This is a genomic window from Oerskovia paurometabola (assembly GCF_016907365.1).
In the GTDB taxonomy this organism is placed as follows: domain Bacteria; phylum Actinomycetota; class Actinomycetes; order Actinomycetales; family Cellulomonadaceae; genus Oerskovia; species Oerskovia paurometabola.
In genome coordinates, this window is record NZ_JAFBBV010000001.1 from 2,147,342 (window position 1) to 2,167,819 (window position 20,478).

At 72.9% G+C, this 20,478-nt stretch carries 17 protein-coding genes; 12 read left to right on the forward strand and 5 right to left on the reverse strand.

Annotation, left to right across the window (positions count from 1 at the left end; all coding sequences use genetic code 11):
- Window positions 1-8 precede the first annotated feature (8 nt).
- From JOD48_RS09615 to JOD48_RS09625, 3 genes are all read left to right on the forward strand, one after another.
- Window positions 9-2,096, forward strand: coding sequence for a M3 family metallopeptidase (locus tag JOD48_RS09615; RefSeq protein WP_204808756.1), 2,088 nt, complete (start codon window positions 9-11; stop codon window positions 2,094-2,096).
- Between the two features lie 222 nt (window positions 2,097-2,318).
- Window positions 2,319-4,043, forward strand: coding sequence for a multicopper oxidase family protein (locus JOD48_RS09620; RefSeq protein WP_204808758.1), 1,725 nt, complete (start codon window positions 2,319-2,321; stop codon window positions 4,041-4,043).
- Between the two features lie 93 nt (window positions 4,044-4,136).
- Complete coding sequence (locus JOD48_RS09625) at window positions 4,137-5,483, forward strand: M20/M25/M40 family metallo-hydrolase (protein WP_204808760.1); 1,347 nt, start codon at window positions 4,137-4,139, stop codon at window positions 5,481-5,483.
- Window positions 5,484-5,499: 16 nt separating this feature from the next.
- On the opposite strand, the gene JOD48_RS09630 is transcribed toward JOD48_RS09625, so the two are convergent.
- Window positions 5,500-5,730 (reverse strand): DUF5703 family protein, encoded by a 231-nt coding sequence (locus JOD48_RS09630; protein WP_191791306.1) that lies wholly within the window; start codon window positions 5,728-5,730, stop codon window positions 5,500-5,502.
- A gap of 111 nt (window positions 5,731-5,841) precedes the next feature.
- On the opposite strand from JOD48_RS09630, the gene JOD48_RS09635 reads away from it, so the two are divergent.
- Window positions 5,842-6,189 carry a primosomal protein gene (locus tag JOD48_RS09635; RefSeq protein ID WP_191791305.1) on the forward strand — a complete coding sequence of 116 codons (348 nt, stop codon included), beginning with the start codon at window positions 5,842-5,844 and terminating at the stop codon, window positions 6,187-6,189.
- Between the two features lie 19 nt (window positions 6,190-6,208).
- Here the strand turns inward: JOD48_RS09635 and JOD48_RS09640 are convergent, their stop codons facing one another.
- Window positions 6,209-7,180: an aldo/keto reductase gene (locus JOD48_RS09640; protein WP_204808762.1), complete on the reverse strand. Its 972-nt coding sequence runs from the start codon at window positions 7,178-7,180 to the stop codon at window positions 6,209-6,211.
- Window positions 7,181-7,399: 219 nt separating this feature from the next.
- Between JOD48_RS09640 and JOD48_RS09645 the strand changes: the two genes are divergently transcribed.
- Window positions 7,400-8,260 carry an undecaprenyl-diphosphate phosphatase gene (locus JOD48_RS09645; RefSeq protein ID WP_191791303.1) on the forward strand — a complete coding sequence of 287 codons (861 nt, stop codon included), beginning with the start codon at window positions 7,400-7,402 and terminating at the stop codon, window positions 8,258-8,260.
- Window positions 8,261-8,293: 33 nt separating this feature from the next.
- On the opposite strand, the gene JOD48_RS09650 is transcribed toward JOD48_RS09645, so the two are convergent.
- Window positions 8,294-9,391, reverse strand: a complete 1,098-nt coding sequence (locus JOD48_RS09650) for a CorA family divalent cation transporter (protein WP_204808765.1) — start codon at window positions 9,389-9,391, stop codon at window positions 8,294-8,296.
- A gap of 129 nt (window positions 9,392-9,520) precedes the next feature.
- On the opposite strand from JOD48_RS09650, the gene mshC reads away from it, so the two are divergent.
- Entirely contained in the window at window positions 9,521-10,795 is a 1,275-nt protein-coding gene (gene mshC, locus JOD48_RS09655; protein ID WP_204808767.1) for a cysteine--1-D-myo-inosityl 2-amino-2-deoxy-alpha-D-glucopyranoside ligase, read from the forward strand.
- Between the two features lie 107 nt (window positions 10,796-10,902).
- On the opposite strand, the gene JOD48_RS09660 is transcribed toward mshC, so the two are convergent.
- Window positions 10,903-11,811, reverse strand: coding sequence for a PAC2 family protein (locus JOD48_RS09660; RefSeq protein ID WP_191791300.1), 909 nt, complete (start codon window positions 11,809-11,811; stop codon window positions 10,903-10,905).
- 144 nt (window positions 11,812-11,955) lie between these two features.
- Between JOD48_RS09660 and JOD48_RS09665 the strand changes: the two genes are divergently transcribed.
- A complete protein-coding gene (locus tag JOD48_RS09665; protein ID WP_204808769.1) occupies window positions 11,956-12,699 on the forward strand; it encodes an HAD family hydrolase in 744 nt (247 codons plus the stop codon).
- Window positions 12,700-12,946: 247 nt separating this feature from the next.
- Here the strand turns inward: JOD48_RS09665 and JOD48_RS09670 are convergent, their stop codons facing one another.
- Window positions 12,947-13,960: a RecB family exonuclease gene (locus JOD48_RS09670; protein WP_204808771.1), complete on the reverse strand. Its 1,014-nt coding sequence runs from the start codon at window positions 13,958-13,960 to the stop codon at window positions 12,947-12,949.
- An 85-nt stretch (window positions 13,961-14,045) separates the two neighbouring features.
- Here JOD48_RS09670 and JOD48_RS09675 point away from each other — a divergent pair, with 85 nt between their 5' ends.
- The 5 genes from JOD48_RS09675 to JOD48_RS09695 all read left to right on the forward strand — a co-directional run bounded on the left by JOD48_RS09675 (window position 14,046) and on the right by JOD48_RS09695 (window position 20,459).
- Window positions 14,046-15,215: a site-2 protease family protein gene (locus tag JOD48_RS09675; protein ID WP_204808773.1), complete on the forward strand. Its 1,170-nt coding sequence runs from the start codon at window positions 14,046-14,048 to the stop codon at window positions 15,213-15,215.
- A 67-nt stretch (window positions 15,216-15,282) separates the two neighbouring features.
- Complete coding sequence (locus JOD48_RS09680) at window positions 15,283-16,443, forward strand: tRNA (adenine-N1)-methyltransferase (protein ID WP_372440718.1); 1,161 nt, start codon at window positions 15,283-15,285, stop codon at window positions 16,441-16,443.
- Between the two features lie 157 nt (window positions 16,444-16,600).
- Complete coding sequence (gene arc / locus JOD48_RS09685; RefSeq protein ID WP_204808775.1) at window positions 16,601-18,292, forward strand: proteasome ATPase; 1,692 nt, start codon at window positions 16,601-16,603, stop codon at window positions 18,290-18,292.
- A gap of 197 nt (window positions 18,293-18,489) precedes the next feature.
- Window positions 18,490-20,130 (forward strand): depupylase/deamidase Dop, encoded by a 1,641-nt coding sequence (gene dop / locus JOD48_RS09690; RefSeq protein WP_225227240.1) that lies wholly within the window; start codon window positions 18,490-18,492, stop codon window positions 20,128-20,130.
- 134 nt (window positions 20,131-20,264) lie between these two features.
- Complete coding sequence (locus JOD48_RS09695; protein ID WP_030152318.1) at window positions 20,265-20,459, forward strand: ubiquitin-like protein Pup; 195 nt, start codon at window positions 20,265-20,267, stop codon at window positions 20,457-20,459.
- The last annotated feature ends 19 nt before the right edge of the window (window positions 20,460-20,478 follow it).

Genomic DNA, 20,478 nt, shown 5'->3' on the forward strand with positions numbered 1-20,478 from the left:
TAGGACGCATGACGAGCACCCTCGACCCGGCCAACCCGTTCGCCGCGGCGTCCACCCTCCCGTACCAGCTCCCCGACTTCACGACGATCCGCGAGGAGCACTACCTCCCCGCCCTCCGCGCCGGCATGGAGGCCGAGCGTGCGGAGGTCGAGGAGATCGTCACCAACCCCGAGGCGCCCACGGTCGCCAACACGCTCGAGGCCCTCGAGTCCGCGGGCCAGCTCCTGACCCGCGCGGTCACGGTCTTCTACAACGTCGCGAGCGCCGACTCGACGCCGGGACTCGAGGACATCGAGGAGACCGTCGCGCCCGAGCTGTCGGCGCACCACGACGCGATCTACATGGACGCACGTCTCTACGGGCGCGTCCGCGCCCTGCAGGACGCCGTCGACGCCGGTGAGCTCACGCTCGAGGCGGACACGGCCTGGCTCCTGCACACGCTGCTGGTCGACTTCCGCCGCTCGGGCATCGAGCTCGACGCCGCCGACCAGGACCGGCTGCGCGAGCTCAACGGGAAGCTGACCTCGCTCGAGGCCGCGTTCGGCCGCAAGCTGCTCGCGGGCGCCAACGCCGCGAGCGTCCTGGTCGACGACGCCGCCGAGCTCGAGGGCCTGCCCGAGGACGCGATCGCGGCCGCGGCCGCCGCGGCCGCGACGCGCGGTCACGAGGGCAAGTACCTCCTGGAGATGCAGCTGCCCACGCAGCAGGGCGTCATCGCGTCGCTCGCTCGCCGCGAGACCCGCGAGCGCGTCCAGCAGGCGTCCATGACGCGTGGCGCCACGGCCGACGACAACGACACGCGCCAGATCGTTCTCGACCTCGCGCGCCTGCGCGCCGAGCACGCGCGGCTCCTCGGGTACGACCACCACGCGTCGTACATCGCCGAGGACGCGACGGCCAAGACGACCGACGCCGTCAACGCGATGCTCTCGCGCCTCGCGCCTGCCGCGGTCGCGAACGCCCGCCGTGAGGCCGGGGACCTCGAGGTCGCGCTCGCCCGCGAGGCCGGCGACGACGCCGAGCTGCGCGCCTCGGACTGGGCGTACCTCGCCGAGCAGGTCCGCAAGGAGCGCTACTCGCTCGACGACGCCGCGCTGCGTCCCTACCTCGAGCTCGACCGGGTCGTGACCGACGGCGTGTTCAAGGCCGCGAACCTGCTCTACGGCATCTCGTTCGCCGAGCGCACGGACCTCGTGGGCTACCACCCCGACGTCCGCGTGTTCGAGGTCTTCGACGGCCCGGTCGGCGAGCGCGACCAGGGCCTCGGGCTGTTCCTCGCCGACTTCTACACGCGCGAGTCCAAGCGGGGCGGAGCGTGGATGAACAACCTCGTCGACCAGAACCACCTGCTCGACCAGCCGCCCGTCGTCGTGAACAACCTCAACATCGTCAAGCCTCCGGCGGGCGAGCCGACGCTGCTCGTGTGGGACGAGGTCATCACGCTCTTCCACGAGTTCGGCCACGCGCTGCACGGCCTGTTCTCGGACGTGCGCTACCCGTCGCAGTCGGGCACCGAGGTGCCTCGCGACTTCGTGGAGTACCCCTCGCAGGTCAACGAGATGTGGGCCTGGGAGCCCACGATCCTCACGTCCTACGCGGTCCACCACGTCACGGGCGAGCCCATGCCGGCCGAGTGGGCCCGGACCATGCTCGCCTCGCGCCTGTTCAACGAGGGCTTCGGGACGACCGAGTACCTCGCGGCCGCGCTGCTCGACCAGGCCTGGCACCAGCTCGCCCCCGAGCAGGTCCCCACGACCGTCGACGAGGTCCTGCCGTTCGAGGCCGCGGCGCTCGACGCGGCCGGGGTCGCTTTCGCACCCGTGCCGCCCCGCTACCGCACGACGTACTTCAACCACGTGTTCGGTGGTGGCTACTCGGCCGGCTACTACTCCTACATCTGGTCCGAGGTCCTCGACGCCGACACCGTGACCTGGTTCGAGGAGAACGGTGGCCTGAACCGGGCCAACGGCGACGCGTTCCGCAAGAAGCTGCTCGCACGCGGCGGCTCGGTCGACCCCATGGTCGCGTTTGCGGACCTGCGTGGCCGCGACCCGGAGATCGCGCCGCTCCTGACGCGTCGCGGGCTCGACGCGTAGTCCCCGCTCCATCGCGCTCCCGAGCGCCGAGGTGGCCCCAGGTCCACCTCGGCGCTCGGGCGCCCGGAGCGCGCCAGGGTCGGTTCAGGGGCCAGGTGGGGGACACCCCCGATGTGCCCGACGGTGGGCCCTGCCTAGCCTGGGGTGAGCCGCACCGGGCGTCCGCACGACAGCGACCCGCTCACCGCGGCACCACAGCCACCTTGGGAGCATCGCACCGACATGACCGCCACCCCCGACGACGACGCCGTCGCCTCTGCGACCACCGCCGAGGCGGACGGTCCCGTCGGGCCTGCGCCCCGCCGTCGGCGCCGCTGGGTGGTCGTCGTGGGGGTGCTCGTCGCCCTCGTCGCCGGTGGGATCGCCGGCGGCGTCGCCGTAGCCTTCTCGCGCGGTGCGACCTCGACGGCCGGCGAGGTCGAGTTCACACGGCCCCTCGCGATCCCGCCGCTCGCGACCTCGACCGTCGAGGACGGGGTCCGGGTCTTCACGCTCGACCTGCAGGAGGGCGAGACGGACCTGGGCCAGGGCGGTCCCACCCCGACCCTCGGCGTCAACGGCTCGTTCCTGGGCCCGACGGTGCGCGCGGCGCGCGGCGAGCAGGTCCGGATCGACGTCACGAACTCGATGACCGAGACCAGCACGCTGCACTGGCACGGCATGAAGCTGCCCGCGGTCATGGACGGCGGCCCGCACCAGCAGGTCGAACCGGGGCAGACGTGGTCGCCGACCTGGACGATCGACCAGCCCGCCGCGACGCTCTGGTACCACCCGCACCTGCACGGACGAACCGCCGACCACGTGTACCGGGGCCTGGCCGGTCTCTTCCTGCTCGACGAGCCCGCAGGGTCGCCCGAGGCTGCGGTCCAGGGCGCCCTGCCGCACGAGTACGGCGTCGACGACGTCCCGCTCGTCGTCCAGGACAAGAAGTTCCACGCCGACGGCAGGCTCGACGACGCGGACCCGTTCCTGTCGAGCACGGGGGTGCGGGGCTCGGTCGTCCTCGTGAACGGCACCGCGAACCCCTACCTCGACGTCACGACCGAGCGGATCCGGCTGCGGATCCTCAACGGCTCCAACGCGCGCGTCTACGCCTTCGGGTTCGACGACGGCCGCGACCTCCAGGTGGTCGGCTCCGACGGCGGTCTCCTGGACGGGCCCGTCACGACCGACCGCCTCCAGCTCTCCCCGGGGGACCGCGCCGAGGTCGTGGTCGAGGTCTCGCCGGGAGAGCGGGCCGTGCTGCGCAGCTTCCCGCAGGAGCTCGGCGCGAACCCGTTCACCGTGCGGTTCTCCGGCGGTGACGACACGCTCGACGTCCTCGAGCTGCGGGCCGCAGCCGAGCTGGCGCCGTCGGCCCCCGTGCCGGCCGTGCTGGGGGTCCTGCCCGTCGCGGACGAGGACGCCTCGACCGTCACGCGCCGCTTCGAGCTCTCGGGAACCTCGATCAACGACCAGGACATGGACCTTCGCCGCATCGACGAGGTCGTCGACGCCGGCGCGACCGAGGTCTGGGAGGTCACGGGACTCGACGACACCCCGCACAACTTCCACGTCCACGACGCGCAGTTCCAGGTGCTCGACGTCTCGGGAGCCCCTCCGCCCCTCGAGCTCCAGGGCTGGCAGGACACCGTCTACGTCCGCCCGGGCAAGGTCACCCGGCTCCTGGTCACGTTCGGCGCGACCCCCGACGCCGACAGCCCCTACATGTTCCACTGCCACCTGCTCCGCCACGAGGACCAGGGGATGATGGGGCAGTTCGTGGTCGTGGACCCGGCGGCAGTCGCGGGTACGGCGGGACGCCCCGCCCCGGGGGACCTGCTGCCCGGGGTGAGCGACGACGTCGGGCACGAGGACGGGCACACGGACGCAGCGCCGCGGGGCGGGAGCGGTCCGCGGCTCCCGGCCCAGGGGAGCGTGGGCCACTCCACCCGCGACCACGGCTGAGGTCCGACCACAGCCCGGTCGGGCGCGTGCCCACGGGGCGAGACACCCCGGGAATGCCCCGGAGCGTGCCGCGACAGCGGGTACCGTGTGGCCATGACGAGCCACGCCCACCCCGCGAACCCGCCGCAGACCCACCCGACCGCCGAGCAGGAGGTCGCCCGCATCTGCCAGGAGCTGCTGCGCATCGACACCTCCAACTTCGGGGACGGGTCGGGGCCCGGTGAGCGCGCCGCCGCGGAGTACGTCATGGCCTCGCTCCACGAGGTCGGGCTGAGCCCCGAGCTGTTCGAGTCCGCGCCGGGGCGCGCGAGCGTCGTCGTGCGCCTGCCGGGGCAGGACCCCACACGGCCCGCGCTCGTCCTGCACGGGCACCTCGACGTCGTGCCCGCCCAGGCCTCCGACTGGTCGGTCGACCCGTTCGCGGGCGAGGAGAAGGACGGGCTCCTGTGGGGGCGCGGCGCGGTCGACATGAAGGACATGGACGCGATGATCCTCGCGGTCGTGCGCCAGATGGTCCGTGAGGGACGCCAGCCCGCCCGTGACGTCGTCGTCGCGTTCTTCGCCGACGAGGAGGCCGGCGGCACGTACGGCGCGAGCTGGGCCGTCGACCACCGCCCCGAGATCTTCGAGGGTGCGACCGAGGCCATCAGCGAGGTCGGCGGCTTCTCGGTCGACATCGACGGCAAGCGTGCCTACCTGCTCCAGACCGCGGAGAAGGGCATCGCCTGGCTGAAGCTCGTCGCCGACGGTCGTGCCGGGCACGGCTCGCAGGTCAACACCGACAACGCCGTGACGCACCTCGCGGCCGCGGTCGCGCGCATCGGCGCCTACCAGTGGCCCTACACGATCACCCCGACCGTCGACGCGCTGCTGCGCGGCGTCGCCGAGCTCACGGACCTGCCGTACGACCCCCGCGACGAGGCGAGCATCGACGCGCTCGTCGCGGCCCTCGGTCCCGCCTCGCGGTTCGTCGGCGCGACCGTGCGCCACACGTCCAACCCGACCCAGCTCGACGCGGGCTACAAGGCCAACGTGATCCCCGGCCGGGCCGAGGCCGCGATCGACGCGCGCCTGCTGCCGGGCCACGAGGACGAGGGCTTCGCGGTCATCGAGGGCCTCGTGGGCGAGCACGTGCGCATCGAGCCCATCCACCGCGATATCTCGCTCGAGGTGCCCTTCGAGGGCGACCTGGTGGACGCCATGATCGCGTCCCTGCACGCCGAGGACCCCGGCGCGACGGTCCTGCCGTACACGCTCTCCGGTGGCACCGACAACAAGTCGCTCGCGCGCCTGGGCATCACGGGCTACGGCTTCGCCCCGCTCCAGCTCCCCGCGGACCTGGACTTCTCCGGGATGTTCCACGGCGTCGACGAGCGTGTCCCCGTCGAGTCCCTGAAGTTCGGCGTGCGCGTCCTGGACCGGCTCCTGCGGACCTGCTGACCTGGCGCTCGACGCGTCAGAGCGTCGAGCGCACCCGGATGATCTTGCGGCGCAGCCACACGCGGCGCTCGCCGCCCACGTAGAGCCGGGTGCGGTCGAGCTCCCATCGTCCGTACTCGGCCTCCTCCGTCAGGAGGCGGACGGCGTCGTGGCGGCTCACGGACCTGTCGATCGTGAGCACCCGGTACTCGTACTGGCTGCTGGGCTCGGCGCGGGCCACGCGCTGCGGGGGAGGAGTGCTCGCCATGTTCCACCGTCCTCGGGTCGGTCGTGAGCGGGGGAGCCGTGAGCCGTACCTCACTCTCCCGCGCCGGGATTCCGAGTGCCATTGTGCCTCGGGCAGGGCTACCGTCAGGGTATGACCGCTGACCCGCGCGCCGCGCTCGACCGATTCATCGCGGCCCTCGAGGCCCACTACAACGCTGTCGCCGCGCGCCGAGGCGAGGACGATCCCGCGGTCGACGACGCCTACTACGTGCTCGCGGACGCGTACGAGGTGTACGACGAGTCGCTCGCGCAGGTCCACGGCGAGGCCACGCCGTTCTACCTCGCGGAGGACGACGACGAGGACGACGACGACTCGAACGACGACGAGGACGACGAGGACGACGAGGACTCGGACGACGAGAGGGACGGGGACCCGGACGACGACCGGCTCGACGAGGAGTTCGACGAGGTCGACCTCCACGACGGCGCCAGCCGCTGACCGGCCCCGACGGGAGGGGCTACCAGCGCTCGGGGTAGCCGAACGAGAGCGCACTGACGTCGTCGAGCGCGTGGTGGACGGCGTCGGGCAGCTCGAGGTCGCTCGCCGCGAGCGAGGCGCGGAGCTGCGACGGGGTCCGCGCCCCGATGATCGCGCTCGATACGCCGGGGCGCTCCAGGAGCCAGGCCAGGGCGACGTCGAGCGGTGCGCGCCCCAGTCCGTTCGCGGCCGTCACGACGGCCTCGACGATGCCCGACGACGGGCCGTCCAGGTAGGGCTGGACGAACCCGGCCAGGTGCGAGGACGCCCCGCGTGAGTCCGCGGGCAACGAGGTGCGGTACTTGCCCGTGAGCACGCCGCGACCCAGGGGGGACCACGCGAGGACCCCGAAGCCCATCTCGGTCGCGGCGGGCACGACGTCGCGCTCGATCCCGCGCTGCAGCAGCGAGTACTCGAGCTCCACGGCACTGAGCCCGACGTCGCCGCGCGCGTCGAGCGTCGCGGCGGCCCGCGCGGCGGCCCACCCGGGGTGGTTGGACAGACCCACGTAGCGGGCTCGCCCGGTCGTCACGGCCAGGCGCAGGGCCGAGAGCGTCTCGTCGAAAGGCGTCCGGGGGTCCGGGGTGTGCACCAGGAACAGGTCCACGTGATCCGTCCCGAGGCGCGCGAGCGAGGCGTCGAGCGAGTCGAGGAGCGCGCCCCGGGACGCGTCGACGGTGTTGCCGTCCGCGGTCGTGCGGATCCCGGCCTTGGTGCACAGCAGCACGTCGCCCCGGTCGACCTTGCCCGCCGCGAGCAGCGAGCCGATCATCGACTCGCTCGCGCCCCCGCCGTACGAGGCCGCGGTGTCCACCAGGTTGCCGCCTGCGTCGACGAAGTCCCGGAGCTGCTCGGCCGCGTCGATCTCGTCGGTGTCCCGACCCCACGCCATGGTCCCGAGACCCAGCGGCGAGACGCGAAGGCCGGTGCGGCCGAGCTGACGAAGTTCCATGCGCGGCAGGTTACCGGCGAAGAGGTCGCGATGCCCGGAGACAGGGCGCTGCCGGGAGGGTGAGGTCCGTCGCTCTGTCTCGCGCGCGGGTCCCCAGGTGACCGGCCGGTGTCTTGCGCGGGGCCGTGGGGTGTCCACCGGACGACGCTCCGACGACGCTTTCCCCGATCCGGCCTGTCCGGCCGGGCGGGGGCTCGTGGCGCCGGTATCGTGCCCCTCGTGAATGCGTGGGATGCCGTCCTTCTCGGCCTCGTCCAGGGCCTGACCGAGTTCTTGCCCGTCTCCTCGAGCGCGCACCTGCGCATCGTGGGTGAGCTGATCGGCTCGTCGGACCCGGGGGCGGCGTTCACGGCGATCACGCAGATCGGTACCGAGACCGCGGTCCTGCTGTACTTCCGGCGGGACATCGCGACGATCTGCCGAGCCTGGTGGCGTGCGGTGCGGGGCGAGAACGGCACCGACTGGCGTGCCCGGATGGGCAAGGGCGACCACCACGCCGCCATGGCGTGGTTCATCGCACTGGGCTCGGTCCCGATCGTGGTCCTCGGCCTGCTGTTCCAGGACGCGATCGAGGCCTCGCTGCGCAACCTGTACATCACGGCGTTCATGCTCGCCGCGTTCGCGCTGCTGCTCGGGCTCGCGGACCGGGTCGGGGCCAAGCGGAGGACGCTCGACGAGCTGACCCCGCGCCAGGCCGTCGGGTTCGGGCTGGCGCAGGCGCTCGCCCTGGTCCCCGGCGTCTCCCGGTCCGGCGGCACCATCACCGCGGGCCTGCTCATGGGCTTCACACGGGAGGCAGCCGCACGCTACTCGTTCCTGCTCGCGATCCCCGCGGTCCTCGGCTCGGGGTTCTACCAGCTCGCGAAGTCGGTCGCGGCGGACCCCGTGCCCGGCTCGCCGGGCTTCGGGGCGACCCTGATCGCGACGCTCGTGGCGTTCGTCGTCGGCTACCTCGTGATCATCGCGTTCCTGAAGATCGTCTCGACCTTCAGCTACACGCCGTTCGTGATCTACCGGCTCGTGCTCGCGGGAGTCGTGGTCCTGCTGCTCACGTTCGGTGTCCTGCAGCCGCTCGCCTGACCCGCGCCCGCCCGACCCGGTGGGTCGTGCCCGCTACATCCAGCCGACCTTCTTGAACGCCCCGTACAGCCCGCAGCACCCGACCACCATGATCGCGAGCGCCATCGGGTAGCCGAGCGACCAGTGCAGCTCGGGGATGTGGTCGAAGTTCATGCCGTAGATCCCACCGACGATCGTCGGGAACACGAGGATCGCGGCCCAGGCGCTGATCTTGCGCATGTCCTCGTTCTGGCGCACCGAGACCTGCGACAGGTGCACCGAGAGCATGTCGGACAGCAGGTCGTCGTGCGCGTCGAGGTGGCGGTCGATGCGCTCGACCGTCGAGACCAGGCGGTCCATGAGCCGCTTGTCGAACGTGACACGCGACCGTGCGCTGCCCGACACGAGCTCGGGCAGCTCTGCCGTGATGGGCAGCAGCGCCCGCCGGGCCTCGGTGATCTCGCGCTTGAGGTCGTAGATGGGCAGGACGGGGTCGGCGTGCCGCCGGGGCTCGAACACGATCTTCTCGACCTCGGCGACCGCGTCGCCCAGGGCGAGCTCGACGTCGGAGGCGGTCGCCACGAGCGCGAACAGGGCCTCGCCCGCGAGGTGCTGGACGCCCTTGCCGCGCCCGTGCGCCGGGCCCGTCAGGTGCTCGCGCATCCGGTCGTGGACGCCCCCGGAGCCCTTCTCGACCGTCACCACGACGTCCGGCCCCACGAGGATGCAGAAGCTGCCCGTGCTGACCTGCCGGTCCTCCTCCGAGAAGGCCAGGGTCGGGGTCACGACGAGCAGCCAGTCCATGCCGATGTGCTCGACGTGCGCCAGGGGGTGCTTGACGTGCCGCACGTGCACGGGCAGGTGCCCGCGCCCCCACTGCGTGCTCAGGCCGACGCCGAGGGCCTCTGCGGCCTCCACGAAGTCGTCGAGCGTGCGTACCTCGTACCAGCGCGCACCGGCCACCTGGTCGGCCGCCCCCGGCTCGGGTGCGTCCGCGGTACCACCCGGTCCCGTGCGCCCCTGGGCGGGCCGCACGCGCCCGTCGGCCCCCTCGACCCACAGCTCCTTGTAGCGCGTCGGCTCCGAACGCGGCTTCTCGTGGGCGTCCGGCTCGGCGGGTCGGGGGTCGGCGGGGCGTGTGGGTTCGGTCACCCCTGCATTCTTGCCCGACGCCGCAGGCACGCCACCCAGGACGGGCTCGCGGCGCCGTCGGGCAGGCTGGGGCGCCCACGCACGACGACCGTCGAGGAGCCCGGGGCCGTTCGCGGCTAAGGTTGTCGCGTGCACAGCTGGCCCATGCCTCAGATCCCGTCCCTGCCCGGTCGAGGACTCCCGATCCGGGTGCACGACAGCACCACCGGGGAGCTCGTCGTCGCCGCGCAGGGGGACACCGCGACCATGTACGTCTGCGGGATCACCCCGTACGACGCGACCCACATCGGGCACGCCGCGACCTACGTCGCGTTCGACCTCCTGAACCGCGCCTGGCGCGACGCCGGGCACGAGGTCACCTACGCGTCCAACGTGACCGACGTCGACGACCCCCTGCTCGAACGCGCGACCGCGAAAGGCGTCGACTGGTGGGACCTCGCCGTCGAGCAGACCGCCCTGCTCGCCGAGGACATGACGGCGCTCGGCGTCGTGCCCCCCGACGTGTACCGGGGCGCGGTCGAGGCCATCCCGGACGTCGTGCAGGCCGTCGAGGCCCTCATCGAGGACGGCTTCGCGTACCGCGTGCCCGTCGAGCCCGGAGCAGGCGGCGACACCCCCGAGCTCGGCGACGTGTACGCCGACCTCAGCGCCGACGCGCGCTTCGGTGCCGTGTCGCGGTTCAGCCGTGAGGACATGCTGCGCCTGTTCGGCGAGCGCGGCGGAGACCCCGAGCGCGACGGCAAGAAGGACCCGCTCGACCCGCTGCTCTGGCGACGCGAGCGTGCGGGCGAGCCCACCTGGGACGGCGCGAGCCTCGGCACCGGGCGCCCCGGCTGGCACATCGAGTGCGCCGTCATCGCGCGCGACGGACTGGGCCTGCCCTTCGACATCCAGGGCGGGGGAGCGGACCTGCTCTTCCCCCACCACGAGATGTCGACCTCGCACGACCGCCTGCTCGACCACGGGTTCGGTGCGCGCAACCACGTCCACGCTGGTCTCGTCGCCTACCAGGGCGAGAAGATGAGCAAGTCGCGCGGGAACCTCGTGTTCGTCTCGCGGCTGCGCGCCACGGGCGTCGACCCCATGGCCATCCGCCTGGCCCTGCTCGCGCACCACTACCGCTCCGAGTGGGAGTGGACCGACACCGACCTCCCCGCCGCCGTCGAGCGCCTCGAGCGGTGGCGCTCAGCGGTCTCGGGCAACGGTGGCCCCGACGCCGACGCGACGCTCGCGGCCGTCCGGGCGGCGCTCGCGGACGACCTCGACGCCCCCACCGCGCTCGCCGCGGTCGACGCGTGGGCCGACGTCTCGCTCGCCGACGGGCGCGACACCTCGGCCGACACCGAGGGCGCGCCCGGCGTGATCTCGCGCGCGGTCAACGCGCTGCTCGGCGTGCGGCTCTAGTCCCTGCGCGTCACCGCTCCGTGCGTGACGACGGCCCGTGGCTCCCCCTGGGGAGCCACGGGCCGTTCGTCGTGCCGGGCGTGCGTGCCGGGCGGACGGGGCCGTGCTCAGGCGAGCGGGCCGCCCGTGCCGTCGTCCCGGCGCTTGAGGTAACGCTCGAACTCGCGCGCGATGGCCTCGCCGCTCGCCTCGGGCAGCTCGGCCGTGTCCTTGGCCTCCTCGAGCTGGTGGACGTACTCCGCGATCTCCTCGTCCTCCGCGGCGAGCTCGTCGACGCCGTGCTGCCACGCCTCGGCCTCCTCCGGGAGGTCGCCCAGCGGGATCGGGTCGGACAGCAGCTCCTCGACCCGGGACAGGATCGCGATGGTCGCCTTGGGTGAGGGCGGGTTCGCGACGTAGTGCGGCACCGCGGCCCACAACGACACGGACTGCATGCCTCGCTCCGCGGCGGCGTGCTGGAGGACGCCCACGATCCCCGTCGGCCCCTCGTACGAGTTGGGCTCGACGTCGAGGACCGCGCGCAGGCCTGCGCTCTCGGACGTCGCGGTCATGGGGATGGGGCGGGTGTGGGGCACGTCGGCGAGCAGCGCCCCCAACGTCACGACCGTCGTGACCCCCTCGCGCTCGGCGAGGTCGAGCAGCTCGCGGCAGTACCGGCGCCAGCGCATCGACGGCTCGATGCCGTGGACCAGCAGGACGCGGCGCCCGCTGCCCGGGGCCGTGGCCGCGACGATCTTGGTCGCGGGCCAGCTGATCTCGCGGCGGCCGTCCTCCCCGGTCGTGACGACCGGCCGGATCACCTGGAAGTCGTGGTACTCCTCGGGGTCCAGCTCCGCGAGGTCCTGGGCGTCCCAGAGGTCGTGCAGGTGCAGGAGCGCCGCAGTCGCGGCGCTGCCGGCATCGTTCCACCCCTCGAATGCGGCGAGCATGACCGTCTGGCGGTGCTCGGCCGGCTCGGCCGGGAGTGTCGGCTCGGGCAGGTCGGCCGGGTCGAGCGGTTCCCTGGTCTCGTTCATCGTCCCAGCCTAGGACGCCGGAGGTCCGGCGGCTGACGCGGCGGCCCGGTGCGCTCGTCGCCCGTCGCAGCAGGGAGGCGCGCGTGGGCCGCGGCAGGACCGCCAGCTAGGGTGGCAGGACGGCCACGAACCGTTCCCCGAAGCATGGAGTACTCGTTGAACCCCCTGGAATCACCCGATCTCGCACGCCCCGACGCCGCCTCCCGTGAGGCGCTCGTCCTGCCGCAGGCCGTCCTGTGGGACATGGACGGCACCCTGGTCGACACCGAGCCCTACTGGATCGCCGCCGAGCACGAGCTCGTCGAGGCGCACGGCGGGACCTGGTCGCACGAGCAGGCGATGCAGATGGTCGGCAACCCGCTCATCGAGTCGGCCAGGATCCTCCAGGCCGAGGGCGTCGACCTGCCGGCCGAGCAGATCATCGACTTCCTCATCTCGCGCGTGATCGCGCAGGTCGAGGTCGAGGTCCCGTGGCAGCCCGGCGCGCGCGAGCTGCTGGCCGAGCTGCGCGAGCGCGGGGTGCCGTGCGCGCTGGTCACGATGTCGTACCGCTCGCTCGCCGAGCCCGTCGTCGGGATGACCCCGCCCGGGTCGTTCGAGACGCTCGTGTGCGGGGACGAGGTCACGCACGGCAAGCCCCACCCCGAGCCCTACCTCGTGGCGGCCGAGCGCCTGGGCGTCGACGTCACGCGCTGCGTCGCGATCGAGGACTCGCCCACGGGCATCGGGTCCGCCCGCGCGGCAGGGGCCGCGACGCTGGGCGTCGAGGCCGTCGTCCCCGTGCCGGTCCTGCCCGGGCTGAGCCGGACGCCGTCGCTCGCCCTCGTGGACGTCGACACGCTCGCGCGCATCCTCGCAGGTGACGTGGTCGACCTCATCGAGGACTGAGGCGCGCTCGGCGTCGGTCCGGGCGCACACCGCACGGTCCGGACGTGTGGCACCGGTACGACGGGGGCCACTCCGGTCCGGATGCGTGTTCTGCGGAGCACCAACAATCGTTGGTGCTCCGCAGAACACAGACCCTGGGGTCCCGACGCTCAGGGCTTCGTCCGCGCCGTGGCCGGGGTGCCAGTGCTCCCGCCGTGCTCCCCTCGTGCACGGCCCGAGCCAGTTCGGCCCGACCGCTCGACGCGTCCTACGACGCCACGGCCTCCGGCGCGATGCCGAGCGCGAGCTCGACCGCACCCTCGGGGATCTCCGGGGGCGTCCCGCCGAACTGCGGGCAGACGGCCTGGTACGCGCACCACCCGCACAGCGGGGTCCTGCGTGGGGTCCACTGCCCGGTACGTGCGGCCTGCGTGATGGTCGACCAGAGCGTGCGCACCTGCTCCTCGACCGCGAGGAGGTCCGCCTCCTGCGGCTCGGCGCGCAGCACCTGGCCGTCGCCCAGGTAGACGAGCTGGAGCATCTTGGGGATCTCGCCCCGCTCGCGCCACAGGACGAGGCCGTAGAAGCGCATCTGGAACAGGGCCGAGCCCTGGTACTGCGGGCGAGGCGACTTGCCCGTCTTGTAGTCGACGACCCGCATCGCGCCGTTCGGGGCGAGGTCGAGCCGGTCGACGATGCCGCGCAGCAGCGGGCCGTCCTCGAGCTGGGTCTCGACGAACATCTCACGCTCGGCGGGTTCGAGGCGGTTGGGGTCCTCGAGCGTGAAGTAGGTCCCCAGGAGGTTCCCCGCGCCGTCGAGCCAGGCCTGCACCCCGCCGTCGACCCCAGCAGCGCCTCCGGCGAACAGCTCCGCGTACCGCGGCTCGGCCTGCTGCAGCCGCTCCCACTCGCCGGGCAGCATGGCCTGCGCGGCCGCGAGGGTGCGCTCGCCCAGCGGGGCGTCGTACAGGCGCTCGAGCACCGAGTGCACCAGGGTGCCGCGTGCGGCGGCCGAGCTGGGGGGCTCGGGCAGCTTGTCGACCACGCGGAAGCGGAAGAGCAGCGGGCACTGCATGAAGTCGTTCGCCCGTGACGGCGACAGGGCGGGCCGACGGCGCTCGCGGGGCGCACGGCCCAGGAGCTCGGCGGTCTCGACGGACTCGAGCGGCTCCGCGGCGTCTGCAGGCCCACCCGGCACGGCAGGCCCACCCGGCACGACGGGGCCGCCGGGCTCGCCAGGAGTGGGGCCGGAGCCGGTGAGGTCGGGGGCGAGGGACGTCATGCGTCGAGCCTACGTGTCGACGCCCACACGCTCGCCATGCTCCACAGCCCAGGTCCGGCCCAGGTGCCCGACATAGGGTGTCGACGTGGAGACCACCCCGGCACCGGCACGTCGCGCCCCCCGAGACCCGCAGCTCACGAAGGGCTGGACCATCGGTCGGGTGTCGGGCGCCCCCGTCATCCTGACCCCGTCCTGGTTCCTGGCCGCGGCCGTGCTGACGTTCCTGTTCGTCCCCACGGTGCGCAGCTTCGCGCCGCACCTCGGCAGCAGCGAGGTCTACCTGGTCTCGTTCGTCTTCGTGCTGCTGCTGTTCGTCTCGGTGTTCCTGCACGAGGTCGCGCACGCCGTGGTCGCCAAGGCCCGTGGGCACCAGGTCACGGAGCTCGCCGTGACGCTGTGGGGCGGCCACACCGCGTACTCGGGTGCGTCGAGGCGTCCGCTCGACGGCATCCTCGTCTCGGTCGTCGGCCCGCTCACGAACCTTCTCCTCGCAGCGGTGTGCTGGCTCGTCTTCCAGGTGCAGCCGACCATGACGATCCCCGCCCTGCTGCTGTACGCGGCGGCGTTCTCGAACGCGTTCGTGGGGATCTTCAACCTCCTGCCCGGCCTGCCGCTCGACGGCGGCCAGATCCTCGAGTCCGCGGTCTGGGCCGCGACCGGCTCGCGGACCACGGGCACGATCGTCGCCGGCTGGGTCGGGCGCGTCGTGGCCGTCGGGGTCGTGCTGTGGGCGCTGGTGTGGCCGCCGCTCAACGGGTACCAGGTGTCCTTGTTCACGGTCGCGTGGGCCGCCCTGATCGGCGCGTTCCTGTGGTCCGGGGCGGGGGCCGCGATCAAGAACGGCCGCACGCGCGCGGCGGTCGCGGACCTGTCGGTCGCGGCGCTCGCGTACCCGGCCGTCGCGGTGCCCGTGACCAGCACGGTGGCCGACGCCGTCGCGTCGGCCCAGCGCGCCGGCGCGGGCCACGTCGTGCTCGTCGAGACCGACGGTCACCCCGTGGCCTTCGCGGACCCTGCGGCCGTCGCCGCGGTGCCCCCGGCACAGGCGGCGCTGACCCCGGTCGGGGCGGTCGCCGTCGGGCTGCCTCCGACCGCGTGGGTCGACGTGCACCTGCGCGGCCAGGCCATGCTCGACGCCGTGGCCGCGGTGACGCGCGACGCCCCGGTGGTCGTCGTGACGGACGGCGGTCGCGTCGTCGGGCTCCTGGACGTCTCGCGCGTCGTCGCGGCGCTCAAGGGGACCCGCGGGCGCTGACCCGTCACCGGGTCGCGTCGGAAGTGAGGGCGGTCCACGCCGCCGCGCCCGACTAGGATGGTCGCCCGTGACCCACGACCCCGCGCACGACGCCTCCGCCCTGCCCGTCCCGGCCGACGACGCCGCCACGCAGGCCCCCACGCCGACCGGCGCCGACGTGCGGCGCGGACCGCTGCGTCTGGGGGACAAGGTCCAGCTCACCGACCCGCGCGGCCGCCTGCACACCATCACGCTCGCGACGGGCGCCACGTTCCACACGCACCGCGGCTACCTCGCGCACGAGGACCTCGTGGGGCTGCCCGAGGGGTCGGTCGTGCGCAACACCGCGGGCATCGAGTACCTCGCGCTGCGCCCCCTGCTCGCCGACTACGTGCTCTCGATGCCGCGCGGCGCGGCCGTGGTCTATCCCAAGGACGCCGGCCAGATCGTCGCGATGGCCGACATCTACCCCGGCGCGCGCGTCGTCGAGGCGGGCGTGGGCTCGGGTGCGCTGACCATGTCGCTGCTGCGCGCCGTCGGCGACCAGGGCACGGTCCACTCGATCGAGCGTCGTGAGGACTTCGCGGCGATCGCGCGCGGGAACGTCGAGCTGTTCTTCGGCGGGGAGCACCCCGCGTGGGAGCTGTCGGTCGGCGACCTGTCCGACGTCCTGCCGCAGGTCGCGGAGAAGGGCTCGATCGACCGCGTCGTGCTCGACATGCTCGCGCCGTGGGAGAACCTCGACGCCGTGGCCGACGCGCTCGCCCCCGGCGGGGTCCTCATCTGCTACGTCGCGACCGCGACCCAGCTCTCGCGCCTCGCCGAGGACCTGCGCTCCGACGGCCGGTACGCCGAGCCCTCGGCATGGGAGTCGCTCGTGCGCGGCTGGCACCTCGAGGGGCTCGCGGTGCGCCCGCAGCACCGCATGGTCGGGCACACGGGCTTCCTGCTCACGGCGCGCCGCCTCGCGGACGGCACGGTCGCGCCCCTGCGCAAGCGTCGCCCCGCGAAGGGGTCCTACCCGGTGGCCGAGGAGTGGACGCCCGAGGACCTCGGCGAGCGGTCGGTCTCCGACAAGCGCGTGCGCCGCGTGCGCCGCGACGTCGGCCAGGGTCCTCAGCTGGACCCGCGCACGGGCCAGCCGCTCGAGCCGGTCGACACCGTGGACGGCGTCGACGAGCCCCTGGCGGACCCCGCGTCCTCGGTCGAGGACACCCGGGACGATTCGGGCGCAGTCGACAACGATTGAGGAACGGCCGTCTCAGCCCAGGTGTTCCTGGAGCGCCTGCGGGAGACTTGTGCGTAAGGTCGTGCCTCGATCACCGGGTTGCCGGGGGTCGGTGACGCGCCGGTGACGGGGTCGACCGCACGACCTCCTGACGGTGCCTGCGAGAGGGAGAAGCCGGATGACCGACACACCTGGACTGACACCTGGACCGACCCCGAGCCGTGACGCGGAGCGCCAGCAGGCGATCCTGTCCGCGAAGAACGAGCGGCTCGCCGAGGCCCTGCGGGCCGCGCGGGACCAGATCATCGACCTCAAGCGGCAGATCGACGAGCTCGCCAAGCCGCCGGGCACCTACGCGCTGTTCCTCGGTGCGCACGCCGACGGCACCGTGGACGTGTCCGCGGCGGGCCGCAAGATGCACGTCGGGGCGAGCCCGAGCCTCGACGTGTCGCGGTTGCAGCCGGGCCAGGAGGTCAAGCTCAACGAGGCCATGACGGTCGTGGCCGCTGGCGGGTACGAGCAGGTCGGCGAGCTCGTGACGGTCAAGGAGCTCCTGGGCTCCGACCGGGCGCTCGTCGTGGGGCGCTCGGACGAGGAGCGCGTCGTGCGGCTCGCGGGCTCGCTCGCCGACTCGCCGCTGCGCGTCGGGGACTCCCTGACGATCGACACGCGCAGCGGGTTCGTGTTCGAGATCGTGCCCAAGTCCGAGGTCGAGGAGCTCGTCCTCGAAGAGGTCCCCGACATCGACTACTCCGACATCGGTGGCCTGGGGCCGCAGATCGAGCAGATCCGCGACGCGGTCGAGCTGCCGTTCAGCCACCCCGACCTGTTCCGCGAGCACGGGCTGCGCCCGCCCAAGGGCGTCCTGCTGTACGGGCCTCCCGGGTGCGGCAAGACGCTCATCGCCAAGGCCGTCGCGAACTCGCTCGCGCACACCGTCGCCAAGGCGCGCGCCGCGGCGGGCGAGCTCGCGGGGGAGACGGTCGTCTCGGACCCCGAGGGTGCCAAGAGCTACTTCCTCAACGTCAAGGGGCCCGAGCTCCTCAACAAGTACGTGGGGGAGACCGAGCGCCATATCCGGCTCATCTTCGCCCGCGCCCGGGAGAAGGCCTCGCAGGGCACCCCGGTCGTGGTGTTCTTCGACGAGATGGAGTCGCTGTTCCGCACGCGCGGCACGGGCCTGTCGTCCGACGTCGAGACGACGATCGTCCCGCAGCTCCTGAGCGAGATCGACGGTGTCGAGCGCCTCGACAACGTCATCGTCATCGGCGCCTCCAACCGCGAGGACATGATCGACCCGGCGATCCTGCGCCCCGGGCGGCTCGACGTGAAGATCAAGATCGAGCGCCCCGACGCCGAGGGGGCCAAGGAGATCTTCGCGAAGTACCTGACCACGGACCTGCCGATCCACGCGGAGGACCTGGCCGAGCACGGCGGGAGCCCGCAGGAGGCCCTCGACGCGATGATCACGAGCGTCGTCGAGCGCATGTACTCCGAGGAGGACGAGAACCAGTTCCTCGAGGTCACGTACGCGAGCGGCGACAAGGAGGTCCTGTTCTTCAAGGACTTCAACTCGGGCGCCATGATCCAGAACGTCGTGGACCGCGCCAAGAAGTCCGCCATCAAGGACCTCCTGGCGACCGGTCAGCGCGGCATCCGGGTCGAGCACCTGCTCGCGGCGTGCGTCGACGAGTTCAAGGAGAACGAGGACCTGCCGAACACGACCAACCCCGACGACTGGGCGCGGATCTCCGGCAAGAAGGGCGAGCGCATCGTCTTCATCCGCACGATCGTCCAGAAGAAGGGCGACGGGGCGGGTGCCACGGCGCGCACCATCGACACCGTGACGAACACGGGGCAGTACCTGTAAGTACCTGTAGTCGCCTCCTGGGGCGGCACGCGCGGCGCCGCGCCGCACGGCCGGGCCCGACGGCGCACCCCGCCGCCGGGCCCGGCTCGCGTCGGGGACGGGGCGGGCAGGTGCGTCGTGACGGTCCTCTCCGTGGACAGCCCGCCCCGCCGTCACGGCCCCGGCATAGGGTGGTGCTCGTGACCGTGCGACGCGTGATGGGGATCGAGACCGAGTACGGCGTGCTGCAGCCCGGGCGGCCGCTCGCGAACCCGATGCTCATGTCGAGCCAGGTCGTGACGACCTACCGGGCGCTCGCGGCCCGTGCCGACGGCGCTCGCGGCAAGGCCCGCTGGGACTACGACGACGAGGACCCGTTGCAGGACGCCCGGGGGTTCCACCTCCAGCGCGCCGCGGCCCACCCCTCGCTGCTGACGGACGACCCGACCCGGCCTGCGCCGTCGGGCCCCGTGGCGCAGCGCCCCGGCGTGGCGACCTCCCTCCAGGAGGTCGCGCGCCCTACGCACGAGGAGTACGACGACCCGAGCGCCGCGAACGTCATCCTGACGAACGGTGCGCGGCTGTACGTCGACCACGCGCACCCGGAGTACTCGTCGCCCGAGGTCACGAACCCGGCCGACGCGGTGTGCTGGGACGTCGCGGGCGAGCGCATCATGCTCGCTGCCTCGCGCGAGCTGAGCGCCGTGCCGGGCTCGGAGGTCGTGCTCTACAAGAACAACGTCGACGGCAAGGGCGCCTCGTACGGCACGCACGAGAACTACCTCGTCGACCGAGAGGTACCGTTCTCGACCATCGTCGAGCTGCTCACGCCGTTCCTCGTCACGCGCCAGGTCTTCACGGGCTCGGGGCGCGTGGGCCTCGGCGCCGTGGGGCAGGAGCCGGGCTTCCAGCTCTCGCAGCGCGCGGACTACATGGAGGCCGAGGTCGGCCTCGAGACCACGCTGCGCCGCCCCATCGTCAACACGCGCGACGAGCCGCACGCCGACCGTCAGCGCTGGCGGCGCCTGCACCTGATCATCGGGGACGCGAACCTGTTCGAGGTCGCGACCTACCTCAAGCTCGGCACCACCTCGCTCGTCCTGTTCGTGATCGAGCAGCTCGACGCGCTCGCGACCGTCGAGGGGGCGTCCGGGGCCTCGCTGCGCGCCGAGCTCGCGGCCCTGCGCCTGCACGACCCGGTGACGGACGTCCAGAAGGTCAGCCGCGACCTCGACCTGACCGCGCCGCTCCTGCTCGCCGACGGGCGCCGGCTCACGGCCCTCGACGTCCAGCGCGCGTACGCCGACGTGGCACGCCGCGCGGCCGAGCACCTGGGCACGCTCGACGACGAGACCCGGTCGGTCCTGGACCGCTGGGACTCGGTCCTCGAACGCCTCGGGACGGACCCCTCCTCGTGCGCCAAGGAGGTCGAGTGGGTCGCGAAGCTGCGCCTGCTGGACCGGCTGCGCCAGCGCGACCACCTCGACTGGGACCACCCGCGCCTGGCCGCGATGGACCTCCAGTGGTCGGACGTGCGCCCCGAGCGCAGCATCTACCACCGGTTGCTCGCCGCCGGCGCGGCCGAGCGCGTCGTCGACGAGCGCGCGGTCTCCCAGGCCGTGCACCACGCACCCGAGGACACGCGCGCGTACTTCCGGGGCGAGGTCATGGCCCGGTTCGGCGACCAGGTCTCGGCCGCGAGCTGGGACTCGGTGATCTTCGACGTCGTGGGCGCCCCGTCGCTCCAGCGCGTGCCCATGCTCGACCCGTTGCGCGGCACACGGGCGCACATCGGCGCGCTGCTCGACGCGAGCACGGACGCGGGCGCGCTCCTCGAGGGCCTCGCGGGCAGCCGATGAGGCACCCCGCCGTGCGCTCGCGGCTCGTCGCACCTCGCGAACTGCACGCAAGAGCCTAGGCTTCAAGAAGACGCGGGCCTCGCGCAGGGCCGCCCACGGATCAGCAGGACAGCACGCACACCCAGGAGGCGAAGATGGCCCAGGAACGCACCAGCGCATCGCACGAGGACCGACGTCCCGACGACGACGCGGCCACCCCCGCGCCCGTCGCCCCGCAGGCCCAGAACCGGGACGCCGAGGTCGACTCGCTCCTGGAGGAGATCGACGAGGTGCTCGAGTCCAACGCCGAGTCGTTCGTCCGAGGGTTCGTCCAGAAGGGCGGCGAGTAGCCGGACCGGCCAGGAGCTG

What these genes read in the sequence shown, in the direction of transcription:
- JOD48_RS09640 (WP_204808762.1), bottom strand. Translation starts at nt 7,180, where the DNA reads ATGGAACTTCGTCAGCTCGGCCGCACCGGCCTTCGCGTCTCGCCGCTG.
- JOD48_RS09625 (WP_204808760.1), top strand. Translation starts at nt 4,137, where the DNA reads ATGACGAGCCACGCCCACCCCGCGAACCCGCCGCAGACCCACCCGACC.
- JOD48_RS09630 (WP_191791306.1), bottom strand. Translation starts at nt 5,730, where the DNA reads ATGGCGAGCACTCCTCCCCCGCAGCGCGTGGCCCGCGCCGAGCCCAGC.
- JOD48_RS09635 (WP_191791305.1), top strand. Translation starts at nt 5,842, where the DNA reads ATGACCGCTGACCCGCGCGCCGCGCTCGACCGATTCATCGCGGCCCTC.
- arc (WP_204808775.1), top strand. Translation starts at nt 16,601, where the DNA reads ATGACCGACACACCTGGACTGACACCTGGACCGACCCCGAGCCGTGAC.
- dop (WP_225227240.1), top strand. Translation starts at nt 18,490, where the DNA reads ATGGGGATCGAGACCGAGTACGGCGTGCTGCAGCCCGGGCGGCCGCTC.
- JOD48_RS09620 (WP_204808758.1), top strand. Translation starts at nt 2,319, where the DNA reads ATGACCGCCACCCCCGACGACGACGCCGTCGCCTCTGCGACCACCGCC.
- JOD48_RS09615 (WP_204808756.1), top strand. Translation starts at nt 9, where the DNA reads ATGACGAGCACCCTCGACCCGGCCAACCCGTTCGCCGCGGCGTCCACC.
- JOD48_RS09665 (WP_204808769.1), top strand. Translation starts at nt 11,956, where the DNA reads ATGGAGTACTCGTTGAACCCCCTGGAATCACCCGATCTCGCACGCCCC.
- JOD48_RS09695 (WP_030152318.1), top strand. Translation starts at nt 20,265, where the DNA reads ATGGCCCAGGAACGCACCAGCGCATCGCACGAGGACCGACGTCCCGAC.
- JOD48_RS09660 (WP_191791300.1), bottom strand. Translation starts at nt 11,811, where the DNA reads ATGAACGAGACCAGGGAACCGCTCGACCCGGCCGACCTGCCCGAGCCG.
- JOD48_RS09670 (WP_204808771.1), bottom strand. Translation starts at nt 13,960, where the DNA reads ATGACGTCCCTCGCCCCCGACCTCACCGGCTCCGGCCCCACTCCTGGC.